Here is a 23557-nt window from a genome sequence, read left to right as displayed (position 1 = left end):
GTGAGCGGGGTCACTTCTTGCTGTCGATGACTGCCTTCATCACGTCCCTTGCGATCGGTGCGGCGAGACCGCCGCCGGAGATCTCGTTACGGTCGGCGTTCGAGTCCTCGACGACCACGGCGACGGCGACCGGCGAGCTGCCGTCGTCGAGCTTCGCGTACGAGATGAACCAGGCGTACGGGTTCTTGCTGTTGTTCTCACCGTGCTGGGCGGTACCGGTCTTGCCGCCGACGGTGACGCCGTCCTCGTTGATCTGGGCCCGGGTGCCGGTGCCCTCCTTGACGACGGTCTCCATCATCGACTGCAGGATCTGGGCGTTCTCCTCGGAGAGCGGCTCGCTCATCTTGGCGGGGTCGGTCTGCTCGATGACGTCGAGGTTCGGCGCCTGGCGCTTGTCGACCATGTACGGCTTCATGAGCGTGCCGTCGTTGGCGACGGCCGAGGCCACCATGGCCATCTGCAGCGGCGTCGTGGCGGTCTCGAACTGGCCGATGGAGCTGAGCGCGGTCTGCGGCTTGTCCATCTCCGTGGGGAAGTTGGAGGCGCTGGCGCGGATCGGGATGAACTGTTCCTTGTTGAAGCCGAACTTCTCGGCGGTCTCCAGCATCTTGTCCTTGCCGAGGTCCGAGCCGACCTTGCCGAAGACGGTGTTGCAGGAGAACCGCAGGGCGTTGCGGAGCGTGGCGTCCTTACAAGGGATGTTGCCGTCGTTCGGCAGCTCGGTCGTGGTGTCCGGCATGGTCCACGGGTCCGGCGAATCGGTCTTCGCGTCGGGGTCCGGGTAGAGGCCGTGCTCCAGCGCCGCCGCCGCGGTGACCACCTTGAAGGTGGAGCCGGGCGGGTAGATCTCGCGCAGCGCCCGGTTGAGCATCGGGTCGTCGGGGTTGTTCTTCTTCTGGAGCTTCTCCCAGGCCGCGCCGTCGACCTTCGTGGAGTTCCCGGCGAACGTCGACGGGTCGTACGAGGGCGTGGAGGCCAGCGCCAGGATCGCACCGGTCTCCGGGTCGATCGCGGCGACGGCACCCTTGCCCCGCTTCAGCAGACCGTCGTACGCGGCCTTCTGCGCGGCGGCGTTGAGCGTGGTGACGACGTTGCCGCCCTCTTTCTTCTTGCCGGTGATCATGTCGAGCGTACGGCGGAAGAAGAGCCGGTCGTCGTTGCCGGTGAGGATGCCGTCCTCGATGTTCTCCAACTGCGTGGCGCCGAAGGCCTGCGAGGCGTAGCCCGTGACGGGGGCCCACATCGCGCCGTCCTTGTACGTGCGCTTGTACTCGAAGTCGTTGAAGTCGTCGCCGCTCGTCTTGGTGGACCCGGTGATCGGGTTGCCGTCGACGATGATGTCGCCGCGCGGGGTGGCGTAGCGCGCGATGGAGACGCGGCGGTTCTTCGGGTCGTCCTTCAGCGAGTCGGCCTGGACGTACTGGATCCAGTTGTCGCGGATGAGCAGGGCCAGGATGAGGAGCCCGCAGAAGATCGCGATCCGGCGCAGGGGCTTGTTCACGGTCGAACCACCTGGGTCATCTCGGCGTCGGGATTGGGCGCGGGGGCCGGCGCGGGGCGGCGCGCGGTGTCGCTGATTCTGATCAGGATGCCGATCAGGGCCCAGTTGGCGAGGACGGAGGAACCTCCGTACGCCAGGAACGGCATCGTCATACCGGTCAGCGGGATCAGGCCCATGACGCCGCCGGCGACGACGAAGACCTGGAGGGCGAAGGCGCCGGACAGACCGACGGCCAGCAGCTTGCCGAACGGGTCGCGCGCGGCGAGGGAGGTCCGCACGCCGCGCTCCACGATCAGGCCGTAGAGCAGCAGGATCGCCATCACACCGGCCAGGCCCAGCTCCTCGCCGAAGGTGGCGAGGATGAAGTCGGAGTTGGCAGCGAACTTGATCAGGTCCGAGTTGCCCTGACCGAGACCGGTGCCGAGGGTGCCGCCGGAGCCGAAGGCCCACAAAGCCTGCATGGACTGCTCGGTGTGGCCGGCGACGCCTTCCTGGCTGAGGGTGTACTCGCGCATCGGGTCGAGCCAGGCCTGGACGCGCTGCTGGACGTGCGGTTCGAAGGTGGCGACGCCGACGGCGCCGGCAGCGGACATCAGCAGACCGAAGACGATCCAGCTCGTTCGCTCGGTGGCGACGTACAGCATGATCACGAACATGCCGAAGAACAGCAGCGAGGTGCCCAGGTCGGTCTCGAAGACCAGGATCAGGATGGAGATCGCCCAGACGACGATGATCGGGCCGAGGTCACGGCCGCGTGGCAGGTAGAGGCCGATGACGCGGCGGCTCGCCAGGGCCAGCGCATCGCGCTTCACCATGAGGTAGCCCGCGAAGAAGACCGCGAGGACGATCTTCGCGAACTCGCCGGGCTGGATGCTGCCCAGGCCGGGAATCTGGATCCAGATCCGCGCGCCGAAGACGTTCTTGCCGAGCCCCGGGACCAGCGGTAGGAGCAGCAGGACCAGCGCTCCGACCATGGAGATGTAGGTGTAGCGCTGCAGGACCCGGTGGTCCTTGAGGAAGACCAGTACGACGACGAACAGGGCGATACCCAGTGCGGTGTACAGCAACTGTCGGGGTGCGGCCTGGACGAAGTTGTCCAGCGCCTGGAGCCGCTTCGACTGGTCGAGCCGCCAGATGAGCACCAGACCGAGCCCGTTGAGGAGCGTCGCCACCGGCAGCAGCAGCGGGTCCGCGTACGGCGCGAACTTCCGTACGACGAGATGGCCGACGCCCGCGAGCAGCCCGAGCCCGAGGCCGTAGCTCAGCAGGCCGGGCGGCACCGAGTCATTGATGGCCAGACCGACGTTGGCGTAGGCGAACACCGGGATGACCACGGCGAACACGAGCAGCGCGAGCTCGGTGTTGCGTCGGCTCGGCGTTCCGATCGAGCCGATCGTGGACGTGTGGTGCGTCGACGGATTGGAAGAACTGCTCATCGTGTGACAGGGCCCCTCACGGCTGCTTACTGCTTACCGCACAGCGAGACCAGCTTCTGCTCTTCGTCGGAGAGGCTGGGGCCGGGTGTGGGAGTGGGTGCGGTCGTGGACTTGGAAGGGTCGGGCGAGTTCGGCGGGGTCGGCGTCGGTGTCGCCTTGGACGCGGCAGAGGTACGTGTGGTTCCCGTGACCCCGCCGGCCTCGCCCTCGCCCGTCTTCGCGTTCTGCTCGCTCTCGGCCTCGCGGCGCTCGGCGTCCTTCTTGCACGCGGACGCCTGGGTGGCCAGCTCATCGATCTTCGACCGGGCGTCGCCGAGGCCGCCCTCGGCGATCGTGGCCTTGACCTGCTTCTGCTGGTACGGCGGCAGGTACTTGAGTTCGATCTCGGGGTGGTCCTTCTCCACCTTCGAGAGCGAGACCCAGGCCAGGTCCTGGCTGATCCCGCGGTACAGCGCGACGTGCTCGTCGTTGGCGCCGACGTAGTACTGCGTCTGCGTCCAGCGGTAGCCGCCGTACAGCCCGCCGCCGATGACGCCGAGCGCGAGCGCGATGTAGAGGGATCTCTTCAGCCACTTCCGCCCGGAGCGCGGTTTGACGAAGTCCTCGTCGGAGTAGTCGCCGAAGCCGCCGGTGGGTACGTAACCGGTGGTGTCGCCGCTGCCGGGCGGGCCGAACTCTCCGCCGCCCTGCCCGGGCACCTGCCGGCCGAGGCTGGAGGCGCGGCCGGCGGGCGTCTGCATGGCGCCGTTGTCGTGCAGCTGGTGCTGGTTCTCGGCGACCGCGCCCACGACGACCGGGGTGTCGGAGAGCTGCCCCGCGAGGGTGTCCCCGCCGTCGATGTCGAGGACGTCGGCCACGATGACGGTGATGTTGTCCGGGCCACCGCCGCGCAGCGCGAGCTCGATCAGCTGCTGCACCGTCTCCTGCGGGCCCTGGTAGCTGGCGAGGGTGTCCTCCATCGTCTGATGGGACACGACCCCCGAGAGCCCGTCGGAACAGATCAAGTACCGGTCGCCGGCGCGGACTTCACGGATGGAGAGATCGGGCTCGACGTGGTCGCCACTGCCCAGCGCGCGCATCAGCAACGAGCGCTGCGGGTGAGTGGTGGCTTCCTCTTCCGTGATGCGTCCCTCGTCGACGAGGCGCTGCACCCACGTGTGGTCCTGTGTGATCTGCGTCAGTACGCCGTCACGCAGCAGGTACGCGCGCGAGTCGCCGACGTGTACGAGGCCGAGCCGCTGCCCGGTCCACAGGAGCGCCGTAAGCGTCGTCCCCATGCCCTCGAGCTGGGGGTCCTCCTCGACCATCATCCTGAGCTGGTCGTTGGCGCGCTGTACGGCCGTGCCGAGCGAGGTGAGGATGTCGGAGCCGGGCACGTCGTCGTCGAGCGCGACGATGGTGGAGATCACCTCGGACGAGGCGACCTCACCGGCGGCCTGGCCGCCCATCCCGTCGGCGATCGCGAGCAGGCGCGGACCGGCGTAGCCGGAGTCCTCGTTTCCCTCGCGGATCATGCCTTTGTGCGATCCGGCGGCGAAGCGCAGTGACAGACTCATGCGCACCTCGCCCGTCGGCTCCGGGTACATCCGCACGGTGCCCACCCTCCGGTCGGGAGCGCGCCGGGGCCCGTCATGGGGGCCGCCGCTGCGTGCTCGCTCCGCTCGCTCATTGTCGTACTACTTCCGCAGCTCGATGACGGTCTTGCCGATGCGGATCGGCGCGCCCAGCGGAATCGGCGTGGGAGTCGTCAGTCGGTTCCGGTCGAGATACGTGCCGTTGGTGGACCCCAGATCCTCGACGATCCACTGGCCGTCACGGTCCGGGTAGATCCTGGCATGCCTGCTGGATGCGTAGTCGTCGTCCAGCACGATCGTGCTGTCGTGTGCCCGTCCCAGCGTGATGGTCTGCCCCTGCAGCGCCACCGTGGTACCCGTGAGGGTGCCCTCGGAGACGACCAGCTTGGTGGGGGCACCGCGGCGCTGACGGCCGCCGCCGTTCGGTGCCGCCGCCTGCTGGCGCTGCTGCGGGGGCGCGGCCTGGCGCGCGGCCGGCTGCTGCCTGGCGGCGTCCCGGCGCGAGCCGCGCTGTGTGACACGCGTTCCGAACAGGTCGCTGCGGATGACCTGCACGGCCACGATCACGAACAGCCACAGTACGGCCAGGAAACCCAGCCGCATGACCGTGAGGGTCAGCTCTGACATTGCCCCCGCTTCACCCTTCGGCTTGCCGGTAAATGATGGTGGTACTGCCCACGACGATCCGCGAGCCGTCGCGGAGCGTAGCGCGGGTGGTGTGCTGCCCGTCCACCACGATGCCGTTGGTGGACCCGAGATCCTGGATCGTCGAGGGCGTTCCGGTCCGGATCTCACAGTGCCGGCGCGAGACGCCGGGGTCGTCGATCCGCACGTCGGCTTCGGTGCTGCGGCCCAGCACCAGCGTCGGGCGGGAGATCTGATGGCGGGTGCCGTTGATCTCGATCCAGTGCCGCGTACGTCCGCCCGGCTGCGGGGCCGCGGCCGCGGGCCGCTGGCCCATCGGCGCGGGTCCCGGACGGCCGCCGGGCGGCGGCGCGGCAGGCATGGGGGGAGCGGCGGCGGGCGGGTAGCCGTAGCCGCCGGCCTGACCGCGGGCGGCCGCCGGGGGCGGGCCCGCGGGGGCGCGCTCGGGAGCGGCCTGCTGGTTGGCGGAGGAGGCGAGCGTACGGCTGCGCACCCGGTACAGACCGGTGTCCAGGTCGTCCGCCTTCTCCAGGTGGACCTTGATGGGGCCCATGAAGGTGTAGCGCTGCTGCTTCGCGTAGTCGCGCACCATGCCGGCCAGCTCGTCGCCGAGCTGGCCCGAGTAGGGGCTGAGACGCTCGAAGTCGGGCGTGCTCAGCTCCACGATGAAGTCGTTGGGGACGACGGTCCGGTCGCGGTTCCAGATGGTGGCGTTGTTGTCGCACTCCCGCTGGAGCGCACCCGCGATCTCCACGGGCTGGACCTCGGACTTGAACACCTTGGCGAAGGTGCCGTTGACCAGACCTTCGAGACGTTGCTCGAACTTCTTCAGGACTCCCATGGGGCACCTCCTCCTTTGTCGTTGCCCTGGTACTGCTTACTGATCGTATCCACGCGCCGGGAAATCGGCTGGTTCCCCCTGTCGGCCCGGTCGACGGGTGTCGACGCCCACTGAAGTCCCCTCCCGAAGTTCCCTCCGGAGCCACTCTTCGAACTCCCCCGGGCACTCCGTATGGGAAGGATCGTAGAGGTGGCTTCACCACAGTGTCCCGCACCTGACTGTGGACCTTGGCCGCCTCCTGGGGAGATGGCCGGGACCGGTACGAGGTTGATACGTGAACCGGTTCTCGTTGATACGTGGAGGGTGGGGGCGATGGGATCCGGGGCGCCGTCCGAGGCGGTCCCGCAGGTGATGAGGGGGTGATGCGGGGGGTGACGCGGAGGCCGGCTGCCCTCCCGCCGCCCTCGGAAACGGATGTGAATCCACCCTCTCCAGCGTGCTAATCTTCTCGATGTCGGCAGGCGCTCACCCACGCGGTGAGAGACGGACGACACACCCAATGCGCGGGTGGCGGAATAGGCAGACGCGCTGGATTCAGGTTCCAGTGCCCGCAAGGGCGTGGGGGTTCAACTCCCCCCTCGCGCACCACCGGAGACGGGTCTCCACCAGGAACGAAAGTTCTGGTGGGGGCCCGTTTCTCGTTGCCCGAACGGGTACGGACGGGCGGAGCCTTCGCGGTGAGGTATCTCACGGGCGGGGCTGCGGTTGGGTGGTGGCTGCCGGGTCCGGGGCGGCCTGAGACGGGGGCGGGATCGTCGCCGTCCGGTGAACCTGCTGAGCCCGGTGAGGTCGCAGTCTGGTGAGCCTGGTGACGCCGATTCGTCTGTTGTCCGTTTTGAAGGGCAGCGCCGAGAGTGCCGCGTGGATCCCCTGCCGCGGTGGGGAAAAGGCCGTGCGCGTCTGCACGCCGTCGGGAGTACGCCCGCCGTGTCGTTCGTGCTCAGTCGGCGTGGCCCGCCGTCCTCGTTGAGCTGGGGTGTTTTCCACAGGGGCGGAGTTGTCCACAGGGGCTCACGCGGAATGGTGACCGGCTGTACGGTCGTCACGAGTTGATGTTCGTGTGCGGGGGAGGCGGTTCGGGTGAGCGAGACCGGTGGTGCGGAGGCTGGGGCGGCAAGGGTTCCGGGGGTGCGCGGGTTCGCGCGGTGGCCCGCGGAGGGCTCGCCCAAGGAGGAGGGCAAGGCGTTGCGGGGACGCGTCCCGCGCAGTGCGCACGCCTCTTTCGACACGAACGGCGGTCGGCCGGACGCCGTGACCGCGGTGGAGGAGTCCAACCGCGGCCGGATTCTCGAGCTCACACCGATAAGGGTCGGCAGGATGGCGGCCACTCCCTTCGCCTTCCTGCGCGGCTCGGCCGGACTCATGGCGTACGACCTGGCGCGTACGCCGTGGACGGGCATCGGCGCACAGATCTGCGGCGACGCGCACGCGGCGAACTTCGGCCTGTACGCGGACGCCCGCGGCGGCCTCGTCATCGACCTGAACGACTTCGACGAAACGGTGCACGGGCCGTGGGAGTGGGACCTCAAGCGGCTTGCGACCTCGCTGGTGCTCGCCGGCCGTGAGGCGGGGGCGGACGAGGACATATGCCGCAAGGCGGCGCAGTTCGCGACTGGTTCGTACCGGCGCACCATGCGGCTGCTCGCCAAGCTCCCGGTCCTGGACGCGTGGAACGCCATCGCGGACGAGGAGCTGGTCTCCCACACCGACGCCCACGACCTGCTCGGCACACTGGAGCGGGTCTCGGAGAAGGCACGGGCCAACACCAGCGGGCGGTTCGCGGCGAAGGCGACGGAGGTCGTCGAGGGCGGCGGGCGCCACTTCGTCGACGCTCCGCCGGTGCTGCGCCGCGTGCAGGACGCCGAGGCCGCCGCCGTGGCCGCGTCGCTGGAGGAGTACCTGAGCACACTCTCCGAGGACCGGCTCCCGCTCCTCGCGAGGCACGCGGTGCACGACGTCGCGTTCCGTGTCGTCGGCACGGGCAGCGTGGGCGCGCGTTCGTACGTGGTGCTGCTGCTGGACCACCGCGGTGAGCCCCTCGTCCTCCAGGTGAAGGAGGCCCGTACGTCCGTCCTGGTGCCGCATCTGCAGACGGTCGGCCTCGCGGCGCCGGAGGTCGTGCACGAGGGCCGCCGGGTCGTCCTCGGCCAGAAGCGCATGCAGGTCGTCAGCGACATCCTCCTCGGCTGGACGACGGTCGACGGACGCCCCTTCCAGGTACGGCAGTTCCGCAACCGCAAGGGCAGCGTCGATCCCGCGGCGCTGGCCGCGGACCAGATAGACGACTACGCCCGGATGACGGGGGCGCTGCTGGCGCGGGCGCACGCCCACAGCGCCGATCCGCGGCTGATCGCGGGGTACTGCGGCAAGAGCGAGGAGCTGGACGAGGCAGTCGCCTCCTTCTCGGTGGCGTACGCGGACCGGACCGAGGCGGACCACGCGGAGCTGGTGGCGGCCGTGCGAGCGGGGCGGATCAAGGGGGAGCTGGGGGTCTGACGGGTGGGGTGAAGGCCCACGTCCCGGTGGGTTCGAGTGGGTGGCTGAACCGTGGCCTAGGCTGGACGGGTGACGACCCCGGAAGCTGAGCAGTCCCCGTCCGAACCGCCCTCCGCGGAGCCGGGCGCCGGTGAGCCGCGCGCCGAGGAGGTGCCGTCCGCCGAGCCGCCATCCGGCGAGTCGGGCGCCGAGCCGTCCCCTGAGTCGGACGTCGAGCCGGGCGCCGAGGCGTCCTCCGAGTCCGGCGCCGAGGCGTCGTCTGAGTCGGGCGCCGACGCGTCGTCGGGCGCGGGCGGTGGCGGCGAGGCCTCGGGTGAGACCGGAGGCGAAGGGCAGGCGCGGCCCGAGGAGCGGCTGGAGCGGGCCGTGCGGGCGGCCGAGCAGGCGTTGATCGAGTTCGAGATCGCGGTGGAGACGTTCCGGGTCGAGGTGGAGAACTTCTCCCGGCTGCACCACCAGAAGCTCGGGCCGATGTACTCACGGCTCGACGAGCTGGAGGCGCAGATCGCTGAGGCGCGGGCCGCGCGCACCGGCGCCCCGGAGGACGTGCGCAAGGCGCAGGAGGCGCGCGCCCGCGTCATGCCGATGCCGGGCATCGAGGAGCTCTTCCACGACTGGCTCGACTCGGACGGACTGACACCAGAGGCCTCGGCGATGCTGACCGAGCAGCCGGTGCGGCCGCCGCAGCGGGTCCGGCCGAGCGACGAGGCCCGCAAGCTCTACCGGGAGCTCGTCCGCAAGGCGCACCCCGACCTGGCGCAGGACGACGCGGAGCGCGCGCGGCGCGACGAGTTCATCTCCCGGGTCAACGCCGCGTACGGCCGAGGTGACGAGCCCCTCCTCCGGGAACTGTCCGAGGAGTGGGCCGCCGGTCCCGTGCCCGAGGAGTGGCGCCCGAGCCGTAGCGAGGAGCTCTACGCCCGTCTCGAATGGCTCGCCCAGCGCAAGGAACTGCTCGCTGTCGTGGCCCGCGACCTGGAGGAGAGCGCGATCGGCTCGATGCTCAAGATCGCTCCGGAGGACCCCGACCGGCTGCTCGAGGAAATCGCCGAGCAGCTGCTGGCGCAGGTGAGCGAGCGGGAGGCGGAGCTGGTCGGCTTGCTCGGCAGCGGTGCCTGAGGGGGCGGCTTCCTGGTGAGCGGCCGGCTTTGAGCTGTGCGGTCGGTCTTCGGATGCGCGTCTGGCCTTGGGATGAGGGGTGGCCGCGTACACGGAATGAGTGGTGGCCGCGTACACGGCCGCGTACACCGGGCGGATCTGCGGAATGGCCCGGTCAGGTAGCGTCGGGGGCATGAGTTTCGGAGCTGGTGTGCCCACGGTCGAGGTCGGGGATCTCGCGGACGGTGACTTCCTGCTGGACGTCCGGGAGGACGACGAGTGGCAGGCGGGTCACGCCGAAGGGGCTCTGCACATCCCCATCAGTGATTTCGTCGCCCGCTACGGCGAGCTGACCGAGGCGGCGCCGCAGGACGGCAGGGTCCACGTGATCTGCCGCTCCGGTGGCCGCTCGGCGCAGGTGGCGATGTACCTGGTCCAGCAGGGCATCGACGCGGTGAACGTCGACGGCGGCATGCAGGTCTGGGCAGCCGTGGGTCGTCCTGTGGTGAACGCCGAGGGGCAGCCGGGGTTCGTGCTTTAACGGACTCTGGACAGCCGACAGCCGACAGCCGACAGCCGGGCAGCCCGGCAGCCCGGCAGCCGGGCTGAGGGCAGCGTCGAGCCGTGAGCTGTGCGCCGTGGGCTGAAGGACGCGAGGCGCCCCGGCGCTCACCCCGAGGCGGAGCTCAAATCGGCCTCACGCCAAGCGAGCTCATGCCAAACGAGCTCACGCCAAGCGAGCTCACGGCGAGCTCGCGTCTGGAGCGGGCTCAGCCCAAAAGATGGGCTGCCAGCAAATCCCCCAGCGTCTCCTCGTGCGCCGCCGCCGGGCCGAGTGAGAGTTCCAGGTGCTTGGCCCAGGCGTGGTACCGGTGCAGGGGGTAGTCGGTGTCCGCGCCGAAGCCCCCGTGCAGATGCTGCGCGGTCTGCACGACGCGTCGTACGCCCTCGGAGGCCCAGATCTTGGCGACGGCGACGTCACCGGACGCGGGCAGCGCCCCGCCCGCCCCCGCGCTGATCCGCCACGCGGCCTGCCAGAGAGTCGCCTCCATCGCGCGCAGATCGATATAGCGGTCGGCGGCCTGCACGGCCACGGCCTGGAACGTGGCGACCGGGAACCCGAACTGCTCCCGCTTGCTGGTGTATTCGCTCGTCATCCCGAGCACGCCCTCGCCGAGCCCGAGCGCCAGCGCGCACGTCCCGGTGGCGAGCAGGTCCCGCAGCCACTCCCAGGCGCCGTCGGCGTCGATGACGTCGCGCGCGGGGATACGTACGGAATCCAGCCGGAGTTCGCCGAGCCGTTCGCCCGTCGTCGAGATCTGCTCGGCGAGCAGCGCGCCCTCCTGGACGCGGGGTACGAGGGCGAGCACGGAGCGGCCCGAGTCCGTGCTCAGGGCGGGTACGAGGACGAAGTCGGCGTTCTGCGCCCAGGGGACGGCCGTCTGTATGCCGTCCAGCACCCACGCGTCGCCCTCCGGCCGTGCGGTGACGGCGAGTTCGGCGCCGTCATGGCCCGTACGACCGTTCGCGGCGACCGTCAGGACCACCTCGCCCCGGCCGGCCCGCGCGAGCAGATCCGACTTCAACTCCTCGCCGCCGTACGTCTGCACGGCCACCGCGGCCGCGGTGCTCTCCAGCAACGGCACGCGCGCGAGCACCTTCGCCGACTCCCGCAGCACCAGGCAGAGCGCGATGGCGTCCAGGCCCGCGCCGCCGTGGCGCGCGTCGAGCAGCAGGCTCAGCAGGTCGGCGTCGGCGAGCTTCGCCCACAGCGCGCGGTCGAAGTCGTCCGCGACGGCGCCCGGGGTGAGCGCGGGGCTCGGCACACCGTCCGGCGCGACCCCCGCGAAAACCGCCTTCGCCGCCTCCACGGCCGCCTGCTGCTCCTCGGTGAAGGTGAAGTCCACGGCCTTGTCCTCCCGGCGGATCCGTTGATCTGACGGTGCGTCAAGATAGAACAGGTTCTACAAGAAGGGAACGGCGTGGACCGGCTGTCGTCGCCCCGCGGCCCCGGACTGTGGGCGAGTGGCCGACCGATCGTTCGGTAAGTACGGTTCGAGGGTCGGGTGGGGCCGTAAGGTGTCAACCACTGTGGATAACCTCGTGGCCGCTGTGTCCCTTGGGGCTGTGCCGGGCGGGTGCGCCTGAGTACCGTTCCGGTGCGACCGTCGCGGCGTGGTGCCGCGCGGACGGTATGCCGCCTCGCGGGCCGGCGACGGAATCGGACAGACATCGGGGAACGGGGCGGGATGGACGCGTACGACGAGGGCTCGAACGCCCGGCCCGTGCCGGGCGAGCCCGCGGCCACCGCCCCCGGCGGCCCTCCGCCGAACGGTCGGGCGACCCCGGGTGAGGCGCGCGTCGGGATCCCGCGTCAGCACGAAGAGGCACCTTCCGCCGGTCCCGGTCCCGGTCTCGCCGGTCCCTCTCCCGTCGATCCCCCTCCTCCCTCCGGCATAGCCGCCCTCTCCGTCCCGTTCCAGATCGCCGCCGCGCTCGCCCTCGCCGTCGTCGCGGTCGCCGCCTGTGCGCACCTCGGCATGGTGTTCCTACATGTCGCGCCGTCGAACACGGTCACCAAGCAGCACGGGCGGGCGATCGACGAGTGGGTCTACCCCGAGTTCGAGCAGAACTGGAAGCTCTTCGCGCCCAACCCGCTGCAGCAGAACATCGCGGTCCAGGTCCGCGCGGAGGTACGCACCGCGGACGGCGATGTCAGAACGACCGGCTGGTACGACCTCTCCGCGCTGGACGGCGCGGCCATCGACGGCAATCTGCTGCCCAGCCACACCCAGCAGAACGAGTTGCGCAGGGCCTGGGACTTCTTCGTGGCGACGCACGACAACCAGAACCGTCCGAGCGGCCTGCGCGGAGCCCTCTCCGAGCGCTATCTGCGCCGCATCGTGGTCCTGCGTCTCGACCGCGAGCAGGCGGGTGGCCGCGGCGCCGTCGTGCGACAGGTCCAGGTCCGCTCCCGTACGACCAATGTGCCGCCTCCGAAGTGGAGCCAGGAGCAGGTGTCCGACAAGCCCATCTTCCGCCAGCTCCCCTGGTGGCTGGTCTCGGAGACCGACCGGGCGGCAGGGACGCGGCCCACGGGGTCCACGGCGTCCACGGGGGCGGAGGCGAGCGCCCGATGAGCGACCCTGACCGCAACCGGACGAGCGACCCTGACCGCAACCCGATGGGTGGTCCCGGCCCCGACCGGACGAGCGACCCCGCGCGCAAGGCGGTGAGCGGCGCCGGCCCCGACGGGACGAGCGACCCTGACCGCAACCCGATAGGCGGCCCCGGCCCCGACCGGATGAGCAAGCCCGACCCCACCCGGACGAGCAGCCTCAGTCGCGATCGGCTGAGCAACCCCGGTCGCGACCGTCTCACCAGCCGGATCAACCGTTTCGACCGCAAGCACCGCCTCGACCGGACGCTCGGGCAGACCATCGCGCGCGTCACGGGCGAGGCCCTCGGCCGGTACCAGACCGCCGTGATCCGCATCGGCTTCTCCGCGACCTGGCTGCTGTTCCTGCTGCGCGAGTTCCCGCACCGCCAGGAGATGTACGGTCCCGACGGCCCCTGGAGCTGGGACCTGGCCCAGCAGCTCATCGCGAGCAACCACTCCTTCACGGCTCTCATGTGGGCCAACAGCCAGGTGTGGTTCGAGATCGTCTACGCGCTCGCCGTGCTGTCCAGCGCCCTGCTGATGCTCGGCTGGCGCACGCGAACCATGTCCGTGCTCTTCTTGATCGGCGTGCTCTCCCTGCAGAACCGCAGCGTCTTCATGGGAGACGGCGGCGACAACGTCATCCACCTGATGGCGATCTACCTGGTGCTCACGCGCTGCGGCCAGGTCTGGTCACTGGACGAGCGACGGGAACGCCTTGCACGGGCAGCGCGGGATGCACGCGAAGCGCAGGATGCTCGGGAAGCACGGGATGCACGCGCGCGTGGAGAGGGCTTTGGCCCGGACAGGGTCGGTTCCCCGGACCGGGGCAATTCCACGGACCGGGTCGGTCCCGCCCTGTGGACCGTGCTCGGCCTAGCCCTGGCCGCAGCCACCCTCGCGGGGAAGATAGACGGCGGGTTTCTCGGCGGCTGGCGGACGATCTACTGGGGGCTGTGGGCCGTACAGGGCCTGTGGTGGCTGGCCGGCCGGTATGCCCGGAGTGTCCAGCCGCGCATCTTCCTCGACGTCGTCGCCAACCTCGTCCACAACGCCGCCCTGTTCGTGATCATGGCCGAGGCCTGTCTGATCTACGCGACAGCCGGCTGGTACAAGATCCAGGGCTCGCGCTGGCAGGACGGCACCGCCGTCTACTACCCGCTCCATCTGGACTACTTCTCCCCCTGGCCGGCCCTCTCCGACCTGCTGACCGAGTACGGCACGCTGGTGATGCTGGTGACGTACGGGACGGTCGTCGTGCAGGTCGCCTTCCCCTTCACGCTCTTCAACCGGCGGGTGAAGAACGTCCTGCTGGCGGCCATGATGACCGAGCACGCCGTGATCGCCGTCGTCCTGGGTCTGCCGTTCTTCTCGCTCGCGATGATCGCCGCCGACGCGGTGTTCCTGCCGACGACCTTCCTGCGCCGCCTGGGCGGATGGACGGCACGCGCGCGTAGAGGGCTGTTTTCGCGCGTCAGCGGTACGCTCCCGGGGCCGCGCAAGGAGGCTCCGCGCACCCCGGAGACGGCCGAGCACACGCACGTAGGCTTCACCGCATGACGGCCCCCCACGAGCCGGTGAGCGCCTGGCACCGGCTCGCCGACACCTCTGTACTGCTCGACGGCTTCCACGCCCTCAAGCACGCCGTGCGCTTCCAGGCCGAGGTCCCGGTGGCGGTCACCACCGACCGGCGGGCGACGCTCGCCCTCGCCGACGAACTGGCCCCGGACGTGCGGGACACGCTGGACGCCCTCCTGGCGGAGGTCCCGGAGGCCACGTACCAGGCCCTCGTTCCGCGCCCGCACCCCACCGCGGTGGCTGCCTTGGCGGTACGCCCCGCGCGCGACGCCAACCTGCGTGCGCTGGCCCGGACGCCCCGCACCGCGCCCGTGGTCGTCCTCGACCATCCGCGCAACCTCGGGAACGCCGGCGCCGTGATCCGCCTCGCGGCCGGCTTCGGCGCGACGGGTGTCGTCACGACCGGCACCCTTGACCCCTGGCATCCGACGGTCGTGCGCGGCGGGGCGGGCCTGCACTTCGCGACCGCCGTGGAACGGCTGACGGTGGACGAGCTGCCGTCCGGCCCGGTCTTCGCCCTGGACCCGGACGGCGACGACATCCGAGCGCTGAAGCTCCCGGACGACGCCGTCCTCGCGTTCGGCTCGGAGCGGAGCGGGCTCTCGCCCGAGCTACGCGCGCGTGCCGATCATTTGGTGTCCTTGCCGATGCGGCCGCAGGTCTCCAGTTACAACCTCGCCACCAGCGTGGCGATGGCGCTGTTCCACTGGAGTGCTTCGTAAGGGGCGGGGGCCGCGGGCGGTCGTACGGCTGCGGGCCGCCGGGGGCCGGTCGCGCGCCCACGCGGCGGAGCCGCACATCGATACAGCCCCACGCCCCTCAAGGGGCGCTCACGCCTCCCTGCGGACTTCCACCACCCGGAACCGGTTGGCCACAAACGCCCCGTCGCACAGCGCAGCGTTCGCCGCCGGGTTGCCGCCCGACCCGTGGAAGTCCGAGAAGGCAGCCGTCTGGTTGACGTACACCCCACCGGTCAGGTTCAGCGACAGCTGGGCGGGCTCCTCCAGGCACGCCTCCCGCACGGCTTCGTCGACCTCCTCGGAGGTCGTGTACGCGCCGACGGTCATCGCTCCCTTGTCACGGATGGTCCGCCGCAGCAGCTCCACCGCGTCGGCCGCCGAGTCGACCGCGACGGCGAACGACACCGGACCGAAGCACTCGTTCATGTAGGCGGCCTCGTCGTCGGGCTTGGCGCCGTCCAGCTTCACGATCACCGGCGTACGGACCACCGCGCCCGGGAACTCGGGATTGGCGATCTCCCGTGAGGCGAGGGCGACCTCGCCGAGCCCGGCCGCGGCCTCCAGGCGGGCCTTCACGTCGGGGTTCACGATCGCGCCCAGGAGGGCGTTCGCGCGAGCGTCGTCGCCGAGGAGTCCGCCGACCGACCTGGCGAGGTCGGCGACCACCTCGTCGTACGACTTGGGGCCCTCCTCCGTACGGATGCCGTCGCGGGGGATCAGCAGGTTCTGCGGGGTCGTGCACATCTGGCCGCTGTAGAGGGACAAGGAGAAGGCGAGGTTCGACAGCATCCCCTTGTAGTCGTCGGTCGACTCCACGAGCACCGTGTTGACGCCGGCCTTCTCCGTGTAGACCTGAGCCTGGCGGGCGTTGGCCTCCAGCCAGTCGCCGAACGCCGTCGAGCCCGTGTAGTCGATGATCCGGATCTCGGGCCGCGTGGCCAGGGTCTTGGCGATGCCCTCACCGGGACGCTCGGCGGCCAGCGCCACCAGGTTCGGATCGAAGCCGGCCTCGGCGAGCACCTCCCGAGCCACCTGCACGGTGAGCGCGAGCGGCAGCACCGCGCGCGGGTGGGGCTTCACGAGCACGGCGTTGCCCGTGGCCAGGGAGGCGAACAGGCCCGGATAGCCGTTCCACGTCGGGAAGGTGTTGCAGCCGATCAGCAGCGCGACGCCGCGCGGTACGGGCGTGAACTGCTTGTTCAGAGCGAGTGGGTCCCGCTTGCCCTGGGGCTTGGTCCACTCCGCGGTGTCCGGCGTGCGGATCTGCTCCACGTACGCGTACGCCACCGCCTCGAGTCCGCGGTCCTGGGCGTGCGGGCCGCCGGCCTGGAACGCCATCATGAAGGCCTGGCCGCTGGTGTGCATGACCGCGTGCGCGAACTCGTGCGTGCGGTCGCTGATCCGCTTGAGGATCTCCAGGCACACCACCGCGCGCATCTCCGCGCCCGCGTCGCGCCACGTGCGCTGCCCGGCCTTCATGGCGGGCAGCAGGACGTCGATGTCCGGGTGCGGGTACGTGACGCCCAACTCGATCCCGTACGGCGAGACTTCGCCGCCCGCCCAGTCGTCGGTGCCGGGCTGGCCGAGGTCGAGGCGGCCGCCCAGGAGGGCGTCGAAGGCGGCCTTGCCCTCGGCCATTCCCAGGCTGCCGTTCTCCCCGTACGCCTTGGGGTGCTCGGGGTGCGGCGACCAGTACGCGCGCGTGCGGATCGCTTCCAGCGCCTGGTCGAGGGTGGGCCGGTGCTGGGCGATCAGCTGGTGCGCGGTGAGTTCGGCGGCCATGAGGGACCAACTCCTCGTCTCGAGAGCTCTTCGTTGAACTCGCGACCTGGGCAGGAATGGACAGACAGGGTTAGAGTAACCGAACGATCGGTCGGGACAAGGGGGTCCGCTGAACCTGTGGAAAACCCCGTGCGGGAGGATCGCGAGCATGACAGCACTCGACCTCGCCGGCCCCGTGGCCGTCGTCGGCACCGGCACCATGGGCCAGGGCATCGCTCAGGTCGCGCTCGTCGCGGGCCACCCCGTGCGGCTGTACGACGCCGTGCCCGGCCGCGCCCGGTCCGCGGCCGAAGCGATCGGCGCACGCATCGACCGGCTCGTCGAGAAGGACCGGCTGACCGGCGCCGAGCGGGACGCCGCACGCGCCCGTCTGCGCCCCGCCGAGAGCCTCTCCGAGCTCGCCGACTCGGGTCTCGTCGTCGAAGCCGTCCTGGAGCGGCTGGACGTCAAACAGCAGCTGATGCGCGAGCTCGAGGAGATCGTCGCGGACGACTGCCTGCTCGCCACCAACACCTCGTCCCTGTCCGTGACCGCGATCGGCGGCGCCCTGCGCAACCCCGGCCGCTTCGTGGGGCTGCACTTCTTCAACCCCGCCCCGCTGCTGCCCCTCGTGGAGGTCGTCTCCGGGTTCGCGACCGACGTCACGTCGGCCACGCGCGCGTACGAGATGGCACGCGCCTGGGGAAAGACCCCGGTCGCCTGCGCCGACACCCCGGGCTTCATCGTCAACCGCATCGCGCGGCCCTTCTACGCCGAGGCCTTCGCGGTCTACGAGGCCCAGGCCGCCGACCCCGCCACCATCGACGCGATCCTGCGCGAGTCGGGCGGCTTCAGGATGGGTGCCTTCGAACTGACCGACCTCATCGGCCAGGACGTCAACGAGTCCGTCACGCGCTCCGTATGGGAGGCCTTCTTCCAGGACGTGCGGTTCACGCCCTCGCTGGCCCAGCGGCGGCTCGTCGAGTCGGGCCGGCACGGCCGCAAGACGGGACACGGCTGGTACGACTACGGAGACGACGGCGAGCGCCCCGAGCCGCACACCGCGGAGAAGGTCCGGCCGCCCGCGTACGTCGTCGCCGAGGGTGATCTGGGCCCCGCCTCCGAGCTGCTCGCGCTGATCCGTGAGGCGGGCATCCAGGTCCGCGAGGACGAGGAGGACCACGGCACGCGGCTGGTGCTGCCGAGTGGCGGCCAGCTGGCCCTCGCGGACGGCCAGACCGCCGTCGAGTTCCGTGACGTCGTCTACTTCGACCTGGCGCTCGACTACCGCCGGGCGACCCGGATCGCCCTGTCCCACTCGCAGGACACCCAGACGCAGACCCTCGCCGAGGCCACCGGGCTCTTCCAGGCGCTCGGCAAGGATGTCAGCGTCATCGGGGACGTGCCCGGCCTGATCGTCGCCCGCACGGTGGCCCGCATCGTCGACCTCGCGCACGACGCCGTCGCCAAGGGGGTGGCCACCGAGGAGGACATCGACACGGCGATGCGCCTGGGCGTCAACTACCCCCTGGGGCCCTTCGAATGGAGCCGCAGGCTCGGCAGGAGCTGGGCCTACGACGTCCTGGACGACCTGCACATGCGCGACCCCTCAGGACGCTACGCGCCGTCCCTCGCCCTCTACCGCCACGCGTACGCCTCCGAGAAGCGGGAGGGCACGGCATGACCACCGCCAAGCGCGACACTTACACCCCGGAGACGCTGCTCTCCGTGGCCGTGCGGGTTTTCAACGAGCGGGGCTACGACGGCACTTCCATGGAGCATCTCTCCAAGGCGGCCGGCATCTCCAAGTCGTCGATCTACCACCACGTGACGGGCAAGGAGGAGCTGCTGCGCCGGGCCGTCAGACGAGCGCTCGACGGCCTCTTCGGGATCCTCGACGAGGAGCACGCGCGCGTGGGGCGTGCCGTGGACCGCCTGGAGTACGTCACGCGGCGCATGGTCGAGGTGCTCACCACCGAGCTGCCGTATGTGACGCTGCTGCTGCGCGTGCGCGGCAACACCGACGCCGAGCGCTGGGCCCTGGAGCGGCGCCGGGACTTCGACCACCGGGTCGCCGAGCTGCTGCGGGAGGCCGCTGCCGACGGTGACGTACGCCGCGACGTGGAGTTCGGGCTCGCGACACGGCTGGTCTTCGGGATGATCAACTCGATCGTCGAGTGGTACCGCCCCGACGGGCGGGGCATGGGCGAGCGCGAGGTCGCCGACGCGGTCGTGCGACTGGTCTTCGGGGGACTCCGGCAGGAGGACTGAGCGGAGCGCCCTCAAGGAGACGTCCCAGAGGAGACATCCCGGAAGACATCCCGAAGAAGGCGTCCCAACGGCCCAGGAAGCGCCCGGGGGCAACGCTGCGTCCCGGGGTCAGCCCTGTGGCTCCAGGTCCTCCTCCTCGAACACCAGCAGCGTCCGCGTGCTGAGCACTTCGGGGATGGCCTGGAGACGTGTGAGCACCAGCTCGCGCAGCGCCCTGTTGTCCGGCGTGTGCACCAGGAGCAGAACGTCGAAATCGCCCCCCACCAGAGCGATGTGGGAGGCCCCGGGAAGCGCCCTCAGCTGCTCGCGCACTGTGCGCCAGGTGTTCTGCACGATCTTGAGAGTGATGTACGCCGAGGTGCCGTGCCCTGCCCGCTCGTGGTTGACGCGGGCTCCGAAGCCGCGGATCACGCCGTCCTCGACGAGGCGGTTGATACGCGCGTAGGCGTTGGCGCGTGACACATGGACGCGCTCGGCCACGGACCGTATCGAGGCGCGGCCGTCCGCCTGGAGCATCTGGAGGATGTCCTGATCGATGGCGTCGAGCGGGCGCGGGGGCGGCGGGGAGGATCCGGCCTCCGGCCCTTCGGCCATTTGTTCAGGTGCCATGTCCCCCCGCCTCCCTACCATGGACGTACTGCGTCCATCTCAGGCTGTGGAGAACCGTTTGTCCACAGCCTGGAGGTGCCTGTAGCCAAAATGTGCCGACGACCGAACAATCGGTAGGTGAGGCGGGTCACTCACGGCACGTCTCTCGAAGCCGCTCCCACGAGGAGGTGCCGACATGACGGTCATGGAGCAGCGAGGCGCATACCGGCCAACGCCGCCGCCCGCCTGGCAGCCCCGCACCGACCCCGCGCCGCTGCTGCCCGACGCGCTGCCCCACCGCGTCCTCGGCACCGAAGCGGCCGAGCGGGTCGACCCGGACCTGTTGCGGCGGCTGTACGCGGAACTGGTGCGCGGGCGCCGCTACAACGCGCAGGCCACCGCCCTCACCAAGCAGGGCCGCCTCGCCGTCTACCCGTCCTCCACCGGCCAGGAGGCCTGCGAGGTAGCCGCAGCGCTCGTCCTCGAAGAGCGCGACTGGCTCTTCCCCAGCTACCGGGACACGCTTGCCGCCGTCGCCCGCGGCCTCGACCCCGTCAAGGCGCTGACGCTCCTGCGCGGCGACTGGCACACCGGCTACGACCCCCACGAGCACCGTGTCGCGCCCCTGTGCACGCCGCTCGCGACCCAGCTCCCGCACGCCGTGGGCCTCGCGCACGCCGCCCGCCTCAAGGGTGACGACGTGGTCGCGCTCGCCCTGGTCGGCGACGGCGGCACCAGCGAGGGCGACTTCCACGAGGCGCTGAACTTCGCCGCTGTCTGGCAGGCCCCGGTGGTCTTCCTCGTCCAGAACAACGGCTTCGCGATCTCCGTGCCGCTCGCCAAGCAGACCGCGGCCCCGTCGCTGGCCCACAAGGCCGTCGGCTACGGGATGCCGGGCCGCCTGGTCGACGGCAACGACGCGGCCGCCGTGCACGAGGTCCTCAGCGAGGCCATCGCCCACGCGCGCGGGGGCGGCGGTCCGACGCTCGTGGAGGCGGTGACGTACCGCATGGAGGCCCACACGAACGCCGACGACGACAAGCGCTACCGCGGCGATGCCGAGGTCGAGGCCTGGCGCGCGCACGACCCGATCGCCCTCCTGGAGCACGAGCTGACCGAGCGCGGGCTGCTCGACGAGGCCGGCATGCAGGCCGCGCGTGAGGACGCCGAGGCGATGGCCGCGGACCTGCGCGAGCGCATGAACCAGGACCCGGTGCTCGATCCCATGGACCTCTTCGCGCACGTCTACGCCCAGCCCACGACGCAACTCCTGGAACAGGAGGCGCAGTTGCAGGCAGAGCTGGACGCCGAGGCCCGCCATCACGGCGACGAGCCGGAAGGGGCCGCACGATGACCACCGTCGCGGTGAAGCCGGCCACCATGGCGCAGGCCCTCGGGCGCGCCCTGCGCGACGCGATGGCCGACGACCCGGCCGTCCACGTCATGGGCGAGGACGTCGGCACCCTGGGCGGCGTCTTCCGGGTCACTGACGGGCTCGCCAAGGAGTTCGGCGAGGACCGGGTCACGGACACACCGCTCGCCGAGGCGGGCATCCTCGGCACGGCCGTCGGCATGGCCATGTACGGCCTTCGGCCCGTCGTGGAGATGCAGTTCGACGCCTTCGCGTATCCGGCCTTCGAGCAGCTGATCTCGCACGTGGCGCGGATGCGCAACCGCACGCGCGGGGCGATGCCCCTGCCGATCACGATCCGTGTCCCCTACGGGGGAGGCATCGGCGGCGTCGAGCACCACAGCGACTCCTCCGAGGCGTACTACATGGCGACTCCGGGGCTCCATGTCGTCACGCCCGCGACGGTCGCCGACGCGTACGGCCTGCTGCGCGCCGCCATCGCCTCCGACGACCCGGTCGTCTTCCTGGAGCCCAAGCGCCTGTACTGGTCGAAGGACTCCTGGAACCCCGACGAGCCGCAGACGGTCGAACCGATAGGCCGCGCGGTGGTGCGGCGCTCGGGCCGGAGCGCCACGCTCATCACGTACGGGCCGTCCGTGCCCGTCTGCCTGGAGGCGGCCGAGGCGGCGCGGGCCGAGGGCTGGGACCTCGAAGTCGTCGACCTGCGCTCGCTGGTGCCGTTCGACGACGAGACGGTGTCCGCGTCCGTGCGGCGCACCGGGCGGGCCGTCGTGGTGCACGAGTCGGGGAGTTTCGGCGGGCCGGGCGGGGAGATCGCCGCGCGGGTCACCGAGCGGTGCTTCCACTATCTGGAGGCGCCGGTGCTGCGGGTGGCAGGGTTCGACATCCCGTATCCGCCGCCGATGCTGGAGCGGCACCATCTGCCCGGCGTCGACCGGATCCTGGACGCGGTGGCGCGGCTGCAGTGGGAGGCGGAGAGCTGATGGCCCAGGTCCTGGAATTCAGGCTGCCCGACCTCGGGGAGGGGCTCACCGAGGCCGAGATCGTCCGCTGGCTCGTCCAGGTCGGCGACGTCGTCGCCGTCGACCAGCCCGTCGTCGAGGTCGAGACGGCCAAGGCGATGGTCGAGGTCCCCTGCCCGTACGGCGGGGTGGTCACGGCCCGCTACGGCGACGAGGGCACGGAACTGCCCGTCGGCGCACCCCTGTTGACGGTCGCGGTGGGAGCTCCTGCCTCCGGCGACGAGGACGAGGGCTCCGGCAATGTGCTCGTGGGCTACGGCACGCAGGCGCCTCCGGCACGGCGGGGCAGGCTGCGGCCGCCTTCCGGCGGGGCGGCTCCGGGGCGGCGGTCACCGGGCACGTCCGCGGGCCGGCCGGGCTCTGACCGGCCCGGCAGCGCGGCCGGGGCGGAGACCGAGGCTTCCGGAGGCCGAGGCGCGGGACGCCCGGATACGGACCTGACCGTCGCGGCGGCAGCCGCACCCAGCACCGCAGACCGTCGTCCTGTTCGGGACGAGGAGTCGGACACGAACGTGACCGGTGCCGTCACCGGGCGCCGGACCGACGGTCCCGTTCCGGTGATTTCCCCGCTCGTGCGTCGGCTGGCCCGCGAGTACAGCCTGGACCTGCGGGAGTTGGCGGGTTCGGGGCCCGACGGGCTGATCACGCGCGCGGACGTGGAGTACGCCGCCCGGGCCGCCGCGTCCACCCCGGCCGTCGCGCGGCCACCACAGGCCCCGGCGGCCGAGCCCGTACCGGCCATGACGCCCCCGCGCGCGAACGGCACCCGCATCCCCCTCAAGGGTGTTCGCGGGGCCGTCGCCGACAAGCTCTCCCGGAGCCGTCGGGAGATCCCGGACGCGACCTGCTGGGTGGACGCCGACGCCACGGAACTGATGCACGCGCGCGTGCGGATGAACGAGGCAGGTGGACCGAAGATCTCCCTCCTCGCCCTGCTGGCCCGCATCTGCACCGCCGCGCTGGCCCGCTTCCCCGAGCTCAACTCGACGGTCGACATGGACGCCCGCGAGGTCGTACGGCTCGACGAGGTGCACCTCGGGTTCGCCGCGCAGACCGAGCGCGGGCTCGTCGTGCCGGTGGTGAAGGACGCGCACACACGGGACGCGGAGTCGCTGAGCGCGGAGTTCGCCCGGCTCACCGAGGCGGCCAGGACCGGAACGCTCACTCCCGGGGAACTCACCGGCGGGACCTTCACGTTGAACAACTACGGCGTGTTCGGCGTCGACGGCTCCACACCGATCATCAACCACCCCGAGGCGGCCATGCTCGGCGTCGGCCGGATCGTCCCCAAGCCCTGGGTGCACGAGGGCGAGCTGGCGGTGCGGCAGGTCGTGCAGCTCTCGCTCACCTTCGACCACCGGGTGTGCGACGGCGGCACGGCGGGCGGTTTCCTGCGGTATGTGGCTGATTGCGTGGAACAGCCGGCGGTGCTGTTGCGGACCCTGTAGCCACTCCGGCCCGTACGACCTCGTCA

The 23557-nt window shown here is 70.9% G+C and carries 19 protein-coding genes and 1 tRNA gene; 12 read left to right on the top strand and 8 right to left on the bottom strand.

Going from position 1 to position 23557, the window contains the following annotated elements; all coding sequences use genetic code 11:
* Positions 1–10 precede the first annotated feature (10 nt).
* The 5 genes from GAS53_RS10580 to GAS53_RS10560 form a co-directional block, all read right to left on the bottom strand.
* On the bottom strand, positions 11–1501 hold the full coding sequence (locus GAS53_RS10580) for a peptidoglycan D,D-transpeptidase FtsI family protein (protein WP_151477228.1): 1491 nt from the start codon (positions 1499–1501) through the stop codon (positions 11–13).
* Positions 1498–2937: an FtsW/RodA/SpoVE family cell cycle protein gene (locus GAS53_RS10575; protein WP_151477227.1), complete on the bottom strand. Its 1440-nt coding sequence runs from the start codon at positions 2935–2937 to the stop codon at positions 1498–1500. Before GAS53_RS10575 ends, GAS53_RS10580 begins: the two co-directional genes overlap by 4 nt.
* Positions 2938–2963: 26 nt before the next feature.
* Positions 2964–4523 (bottom strand): Stp1/IreP family PP2C-type Ser/Thr phosphatase, encoded by a 1560-nt coding sequence (locus tag GAS53_RS10570; protein ID WP_192583060.1) that lies wholly within the window; start codon positions 4521–4523, stop codon positions 2964–2966.
* Positions 4524–4613: 90 nt separating this feature from the next.
* Positions 4614–5138 carry an FHA domain-containing protein FhaB/FipA gene (locus GAS53_RS10565; protein ID WP_151477225.1) on the bottom strand — a complete coding sequence of 175 codons (525 nt, stop codon included), beginning with the start codon at positions 5136–5138 and terminating at the stop codon, positions 4614–4616.
* A 10-nt stretch (positions 5139–5148) separates the two neighbouring features.
* Complete coding sequence (locus tag GAS53_RS10560) at positions 5149–5997, bottom strand: FhaA domain-containing protein (protein WP_151477224.1); 849 nt, start codon at positions 5995–5997, stop codon at positions 5149–5151.
* 501 nt (positions 5998–6498) lie between these two features.
* Here GAS53_RS10560 and GAS53_RS10555 point away from each other — a divergent pair.
* The 4 genes from GAS53_RS10555 (at position 6499) to GAS53_RS10540 (ending at position 10132) form a co-directional block, all read left to right on the top strand.
* Positions 6499–6585: transfer RNA gene (locus tag GAS53_RS10555), tRNA-Leu, on the top strand.
* Between the two features lie 492 nt (positions 6586–7077).
* Positions 7078–8493: a DUF2252 domain-containing protein gene (locus tag GAS53_RS10550; RefSeq protein ID WP_225858852.1), complete on the top strand. Its 1416-nt coding sequence runs from the start codon at positions 7078–7080 to the stop codon at positions 8491–8493.
* 69 nt (positions 8494–8562) lie between these two features.
* Positions 8563–9612 (top strand): J domain-containing protein, encoded by a 1050-nt coding sequence (locus tag GAS53_RS10545; protein WP_151477223.1) that lies wholly within the window; start codon positions 8563–8565, stop codon positions 9610–9612.
* Between the two features lie 190 nt (positions 9613–9802).
* The gene (locus GAS53_RS10540; RefSeq protein ID WP_151477322.1) at positions 9803–10132 is read left to right on the top strand and encodes a rhodanese-like domain-containing protein; all 330 of its coding nucleotides are present in this window, start codon (positions 9803–9805) and stop codon (positions 10130–10132) included.
* A gap of 229 nt (positions 10133–10361) precedes the next feature.
* On the opposite strand, the gene GAS53_RS10535 is transcribed toward GAS53_RS10540, so the two are convergent.
* Entirely contained in the window at positions 10362–11498 is a 1137-nt protein-coding gene (locus tag GAS53_RS10535; protein ID WP_151477222.1) for an acyl-CoA dehydrogenase family protein, read from the bottom strand.
* A 342-nt stretch (positions 11499–11840) separates the two neighbouring features.
* Here GAS53_RS10535 and GAS53_RS10530 point away from each other — a divergent pair, with 342 nt between their 5' ends.
* The 3 genes from GAS53_RS10530 (at position 11841) to GAS53_RS10520 (ending at position 15051) form a co-directional block, all read left to right on the top strand.
* A complete protein-coding gene (locus tag GAS53_RS10530; RefSeq protein WP_151477221.1) occupies positions 11841–12731 on the top strand; it encodes a DUF5819 family protein in 891 nt (296 codons plus the stop codon).
* Positions 12732–12895: 164 nt separating this feature from the next.
* Positions 12896–14311 carry an HTTM domain-containing protein gene (locus GAS53_RS10525; RefSeq protein ID WP_151477321.1) on the top strand — a complete coding sequence of 472 codons (1416 nt, stop codon included), beginning with the start codon at positions 12896–12898 and terminating at the stop codon, positions 14309–14311.
* On the top strand, positions 14308–15051 hold the full coding sequence (locus GAS53_RS10520) for a TrmH family RNA methyltransferase (RefSeq protein WP_151477220.1): 744 nt from the start codon (positions 14308–14310) through the stop codon (positions 15049–15051). Before GAS53_RS10525 ends, GAS53_RS10520 begins: the two co-directional genes overlap by 4 nt.
* Before the next feature lie 108 nt (positions 15052–15159).
* Here the strand turns inward: GAS53_RS10520 and paaN are convergent, their stop codons facing one another.
* Positions 15160–16851, bottom strand: coding sequence for a phenylacetic acid degradation protein PaaN (gene paaN, locus GAS53_RS10515; RefSeq protein ID WP_151477219.1), 1692 nt, complete (start codon positions 16849–16851; stop codon positions 15160–15162).
* A gap of 148 nt (positions 16852–16999) precedes the next feature.
* On the opposite strand from paaN, the gene GAS53_RS10510 reads away from it, so the two are divergent.
* Positions 17000–18514 (top strand): 3-hydroxyacyl-CoA dehydrogenase, encoded by a 1515-nt coding sequence (locus GAS53_RS10510; RefSeq protein ID WP_151477218.1) that lies wholly within the window; start codon positions 17000–17002, stop codon positions 18512–18514.
* Positions 18511–19101, top strand: a complete 591-nt coding sequence (locus tag GAS53_RS10505; RefSeq protein WP_151477217.1) for a TetR/AcrR family transcriptional regulator — start codon at positions 18511–18513, stop codon at positions 19099–19101. The genes GAS53_RS10510 and GAS53_RS10505 overlap by 4 nt, the downstream gene beginning before the upstream one ends.
* A 108-nt stretch (positions 19102–19209) precedes the next feature.
* On the opposite strand, the gene GAS53_RS10500 is transcribed toward GAS53_RS10505, so the two are convergent.
* On the bottom strand, positions 19210–19710 hold the full coding sequence (locus tag GAS53_RS10500; RefSeq protein WP_404829202.1) for an Lrp/AsnC family transcriptional regulator: 501 nt from the start codon (positions 19708–19710) through the stop codon (positions 19210–19212).
* A 175-nt stretch (positions 19711–19885) separates the two neighbouring features.
* Between GAS53_RS10500 and pdhA the strand changes: the two genes are divergently transcribed.
* Genes pdhA through GAS53_RS10485 form a run of 3 tightly spaced genes read left to right on the top strand, consistent with a single transcriptional unit; the run spans position 19886 to position 23531 of the window.
* On the top strand, positions 19886–21043 hold the full coding sequence (gene pdhA, locus GAS53_RS10495; protein ID WP_151477216.1) for a pyruvate dehydrogenase (acetyl-transferring) E1 component subunit alpha: 1158 nt from the start codon (positions 19886–19888) through the stop codon (positions 21041–21043).
* A complete protein-coding gene (locus GAS53_RS10490) occupies positions 21040–22044 on the top strand; it encodes an alpha-ketoacid dehydrogenase subunit beta (protein ID WP_151477215.1) in 1005 nt (334 codons plus the stop codon). The genes pdhA and GAS53_RS10490 overlap by 4 nt, the downstream gene beginning before the upstream one ends.
* Positions 22044–23531, top strand: coding sequence for a dihydrolipoamide acetyltransferase family protein (locus tag GAS53_RS10485; protein ID WP_151477214.1), 1488 nt, complete (start codon positions 22044–22046; stop codon positions 23529–23531). Before GAS53_RS10490 ends, GAS53_RS10485 begins: the two co-directional genes overlap by 1 nt.
* The last annotated feature ends 26 nt before the right edge of the window (positions 23532–23557 follow it).

This window comes from Streptomyces albicerus, from assembly GCF_008905045.1.
GTDB lineage: Bacteria > Actinomycetota > Actinomycetes > Streptomycetales > Streptomycetaceae > Streptomyces > Streptomyces albicerus.
Note: the sequence above shows the minus strand (reverse complement) of the source record. Positions and strands in the feature narration are given on the sequence as shown.

Bases quoted from the DNA above. Each gene is read 5' to 3' on its own strand.
- GAS53_RS10525 (WP_151477321.1), top strand. From the start codon at position 12,896: ATGAGCAAGCCCGACCCCACCCGGACGAGCAGCCTCAGTCGCGATCGG.
- GAS53_RS10505 (WP_151477217.1), top strand. From the start codon at position 18,511: ATGACCACCGCCAAGCGCGACACTTACACCCCGGAGACGCTGCTCTCC.
- GAS53_RS10530 (WP_151477221.1), top strand. From the start codon at position 11,841: ATGGACGCGTACGACGAGGGCTCGAACGCCCGGCCCGTGCCGGGCGAG.
- GAS53_RS10490 (WP_151477215.1), top strand. From the start codon at position 21,040: ATGACCACCGTCGCGGTGAAGCCGGCCACCATGGCGCAGGCCCTCGGG.
- GAS53_RS10510 (WP_151477218.1), top strand. From the start codon at position 17,000: ATGACAGCACTCGACCTCGCCGGCCCCGTGGCCGTCGTCGGCACCGGC.
- GAS53_RS10520 (WP_151477220.1), top strand. From the start codon at position 14,308: ATGACGGCCCCCCACGAGCCGGTGAGCGCCTGGCACCGGCTCGCCGAC.
- GAS53_RS10565 (WP_151477225.1), bottom strand. From the start codon at position 5,138: ATGTCAGAGCTGACCCTCACGGTCATGCGGCTGGGTTTCCTGGCCGTA.
- GAS53_RS10500 (WP_404829202.1), bottom strand. From the start codon at position 19,710: ATGGCACCTGAACAAATGGCCGAAGGGCCGGAGGCCGGATCCTCCCCG.
- pdhA (WP_151477216.1), top strand. From the start codon at position 19,886: ATGACGGTCATGGAGCAGCGAGGCGCATACCGGCCAACGCCGCCGCCC.
- GAS53_RS10560 (WP_151477224.1), bottom strand. From the start codon at position 5,997: ATGGGAGTCCTGAAGAAGTTCGAGCAACGTCTCGAAGGTCTGGTCAAC.
- GAS53_RS10485 (WP_151477214.1), top strand. From the start codon at position 22,044: ATGGCCCAGGTCCTGGAATTCAGGCTGCCCGACCTCGGGGAGGGGCTC.
- GAS53_RS10570 (WP_192583060.1), bottom strand. From the start codon at position 4,523: ATGTACCCGGAGCCGACGGGCGAGGTGCGCATGAGTCTGTCACTGCGC.
- paaN (WP_151477219.1), bottom strand. From the start codon at position 16,851: ATGGCCGCCGAACTCACCGCGCACCAGCTGATCGCCCAGCACCGGCCC.
- GAS53_RS10575 (WP_151477227.1), bottom strand. From the start codon at position 2,937: ATGAGCAGTTCTTCCAATCCGTCGACGCACCACACGTCCACGATCGGC.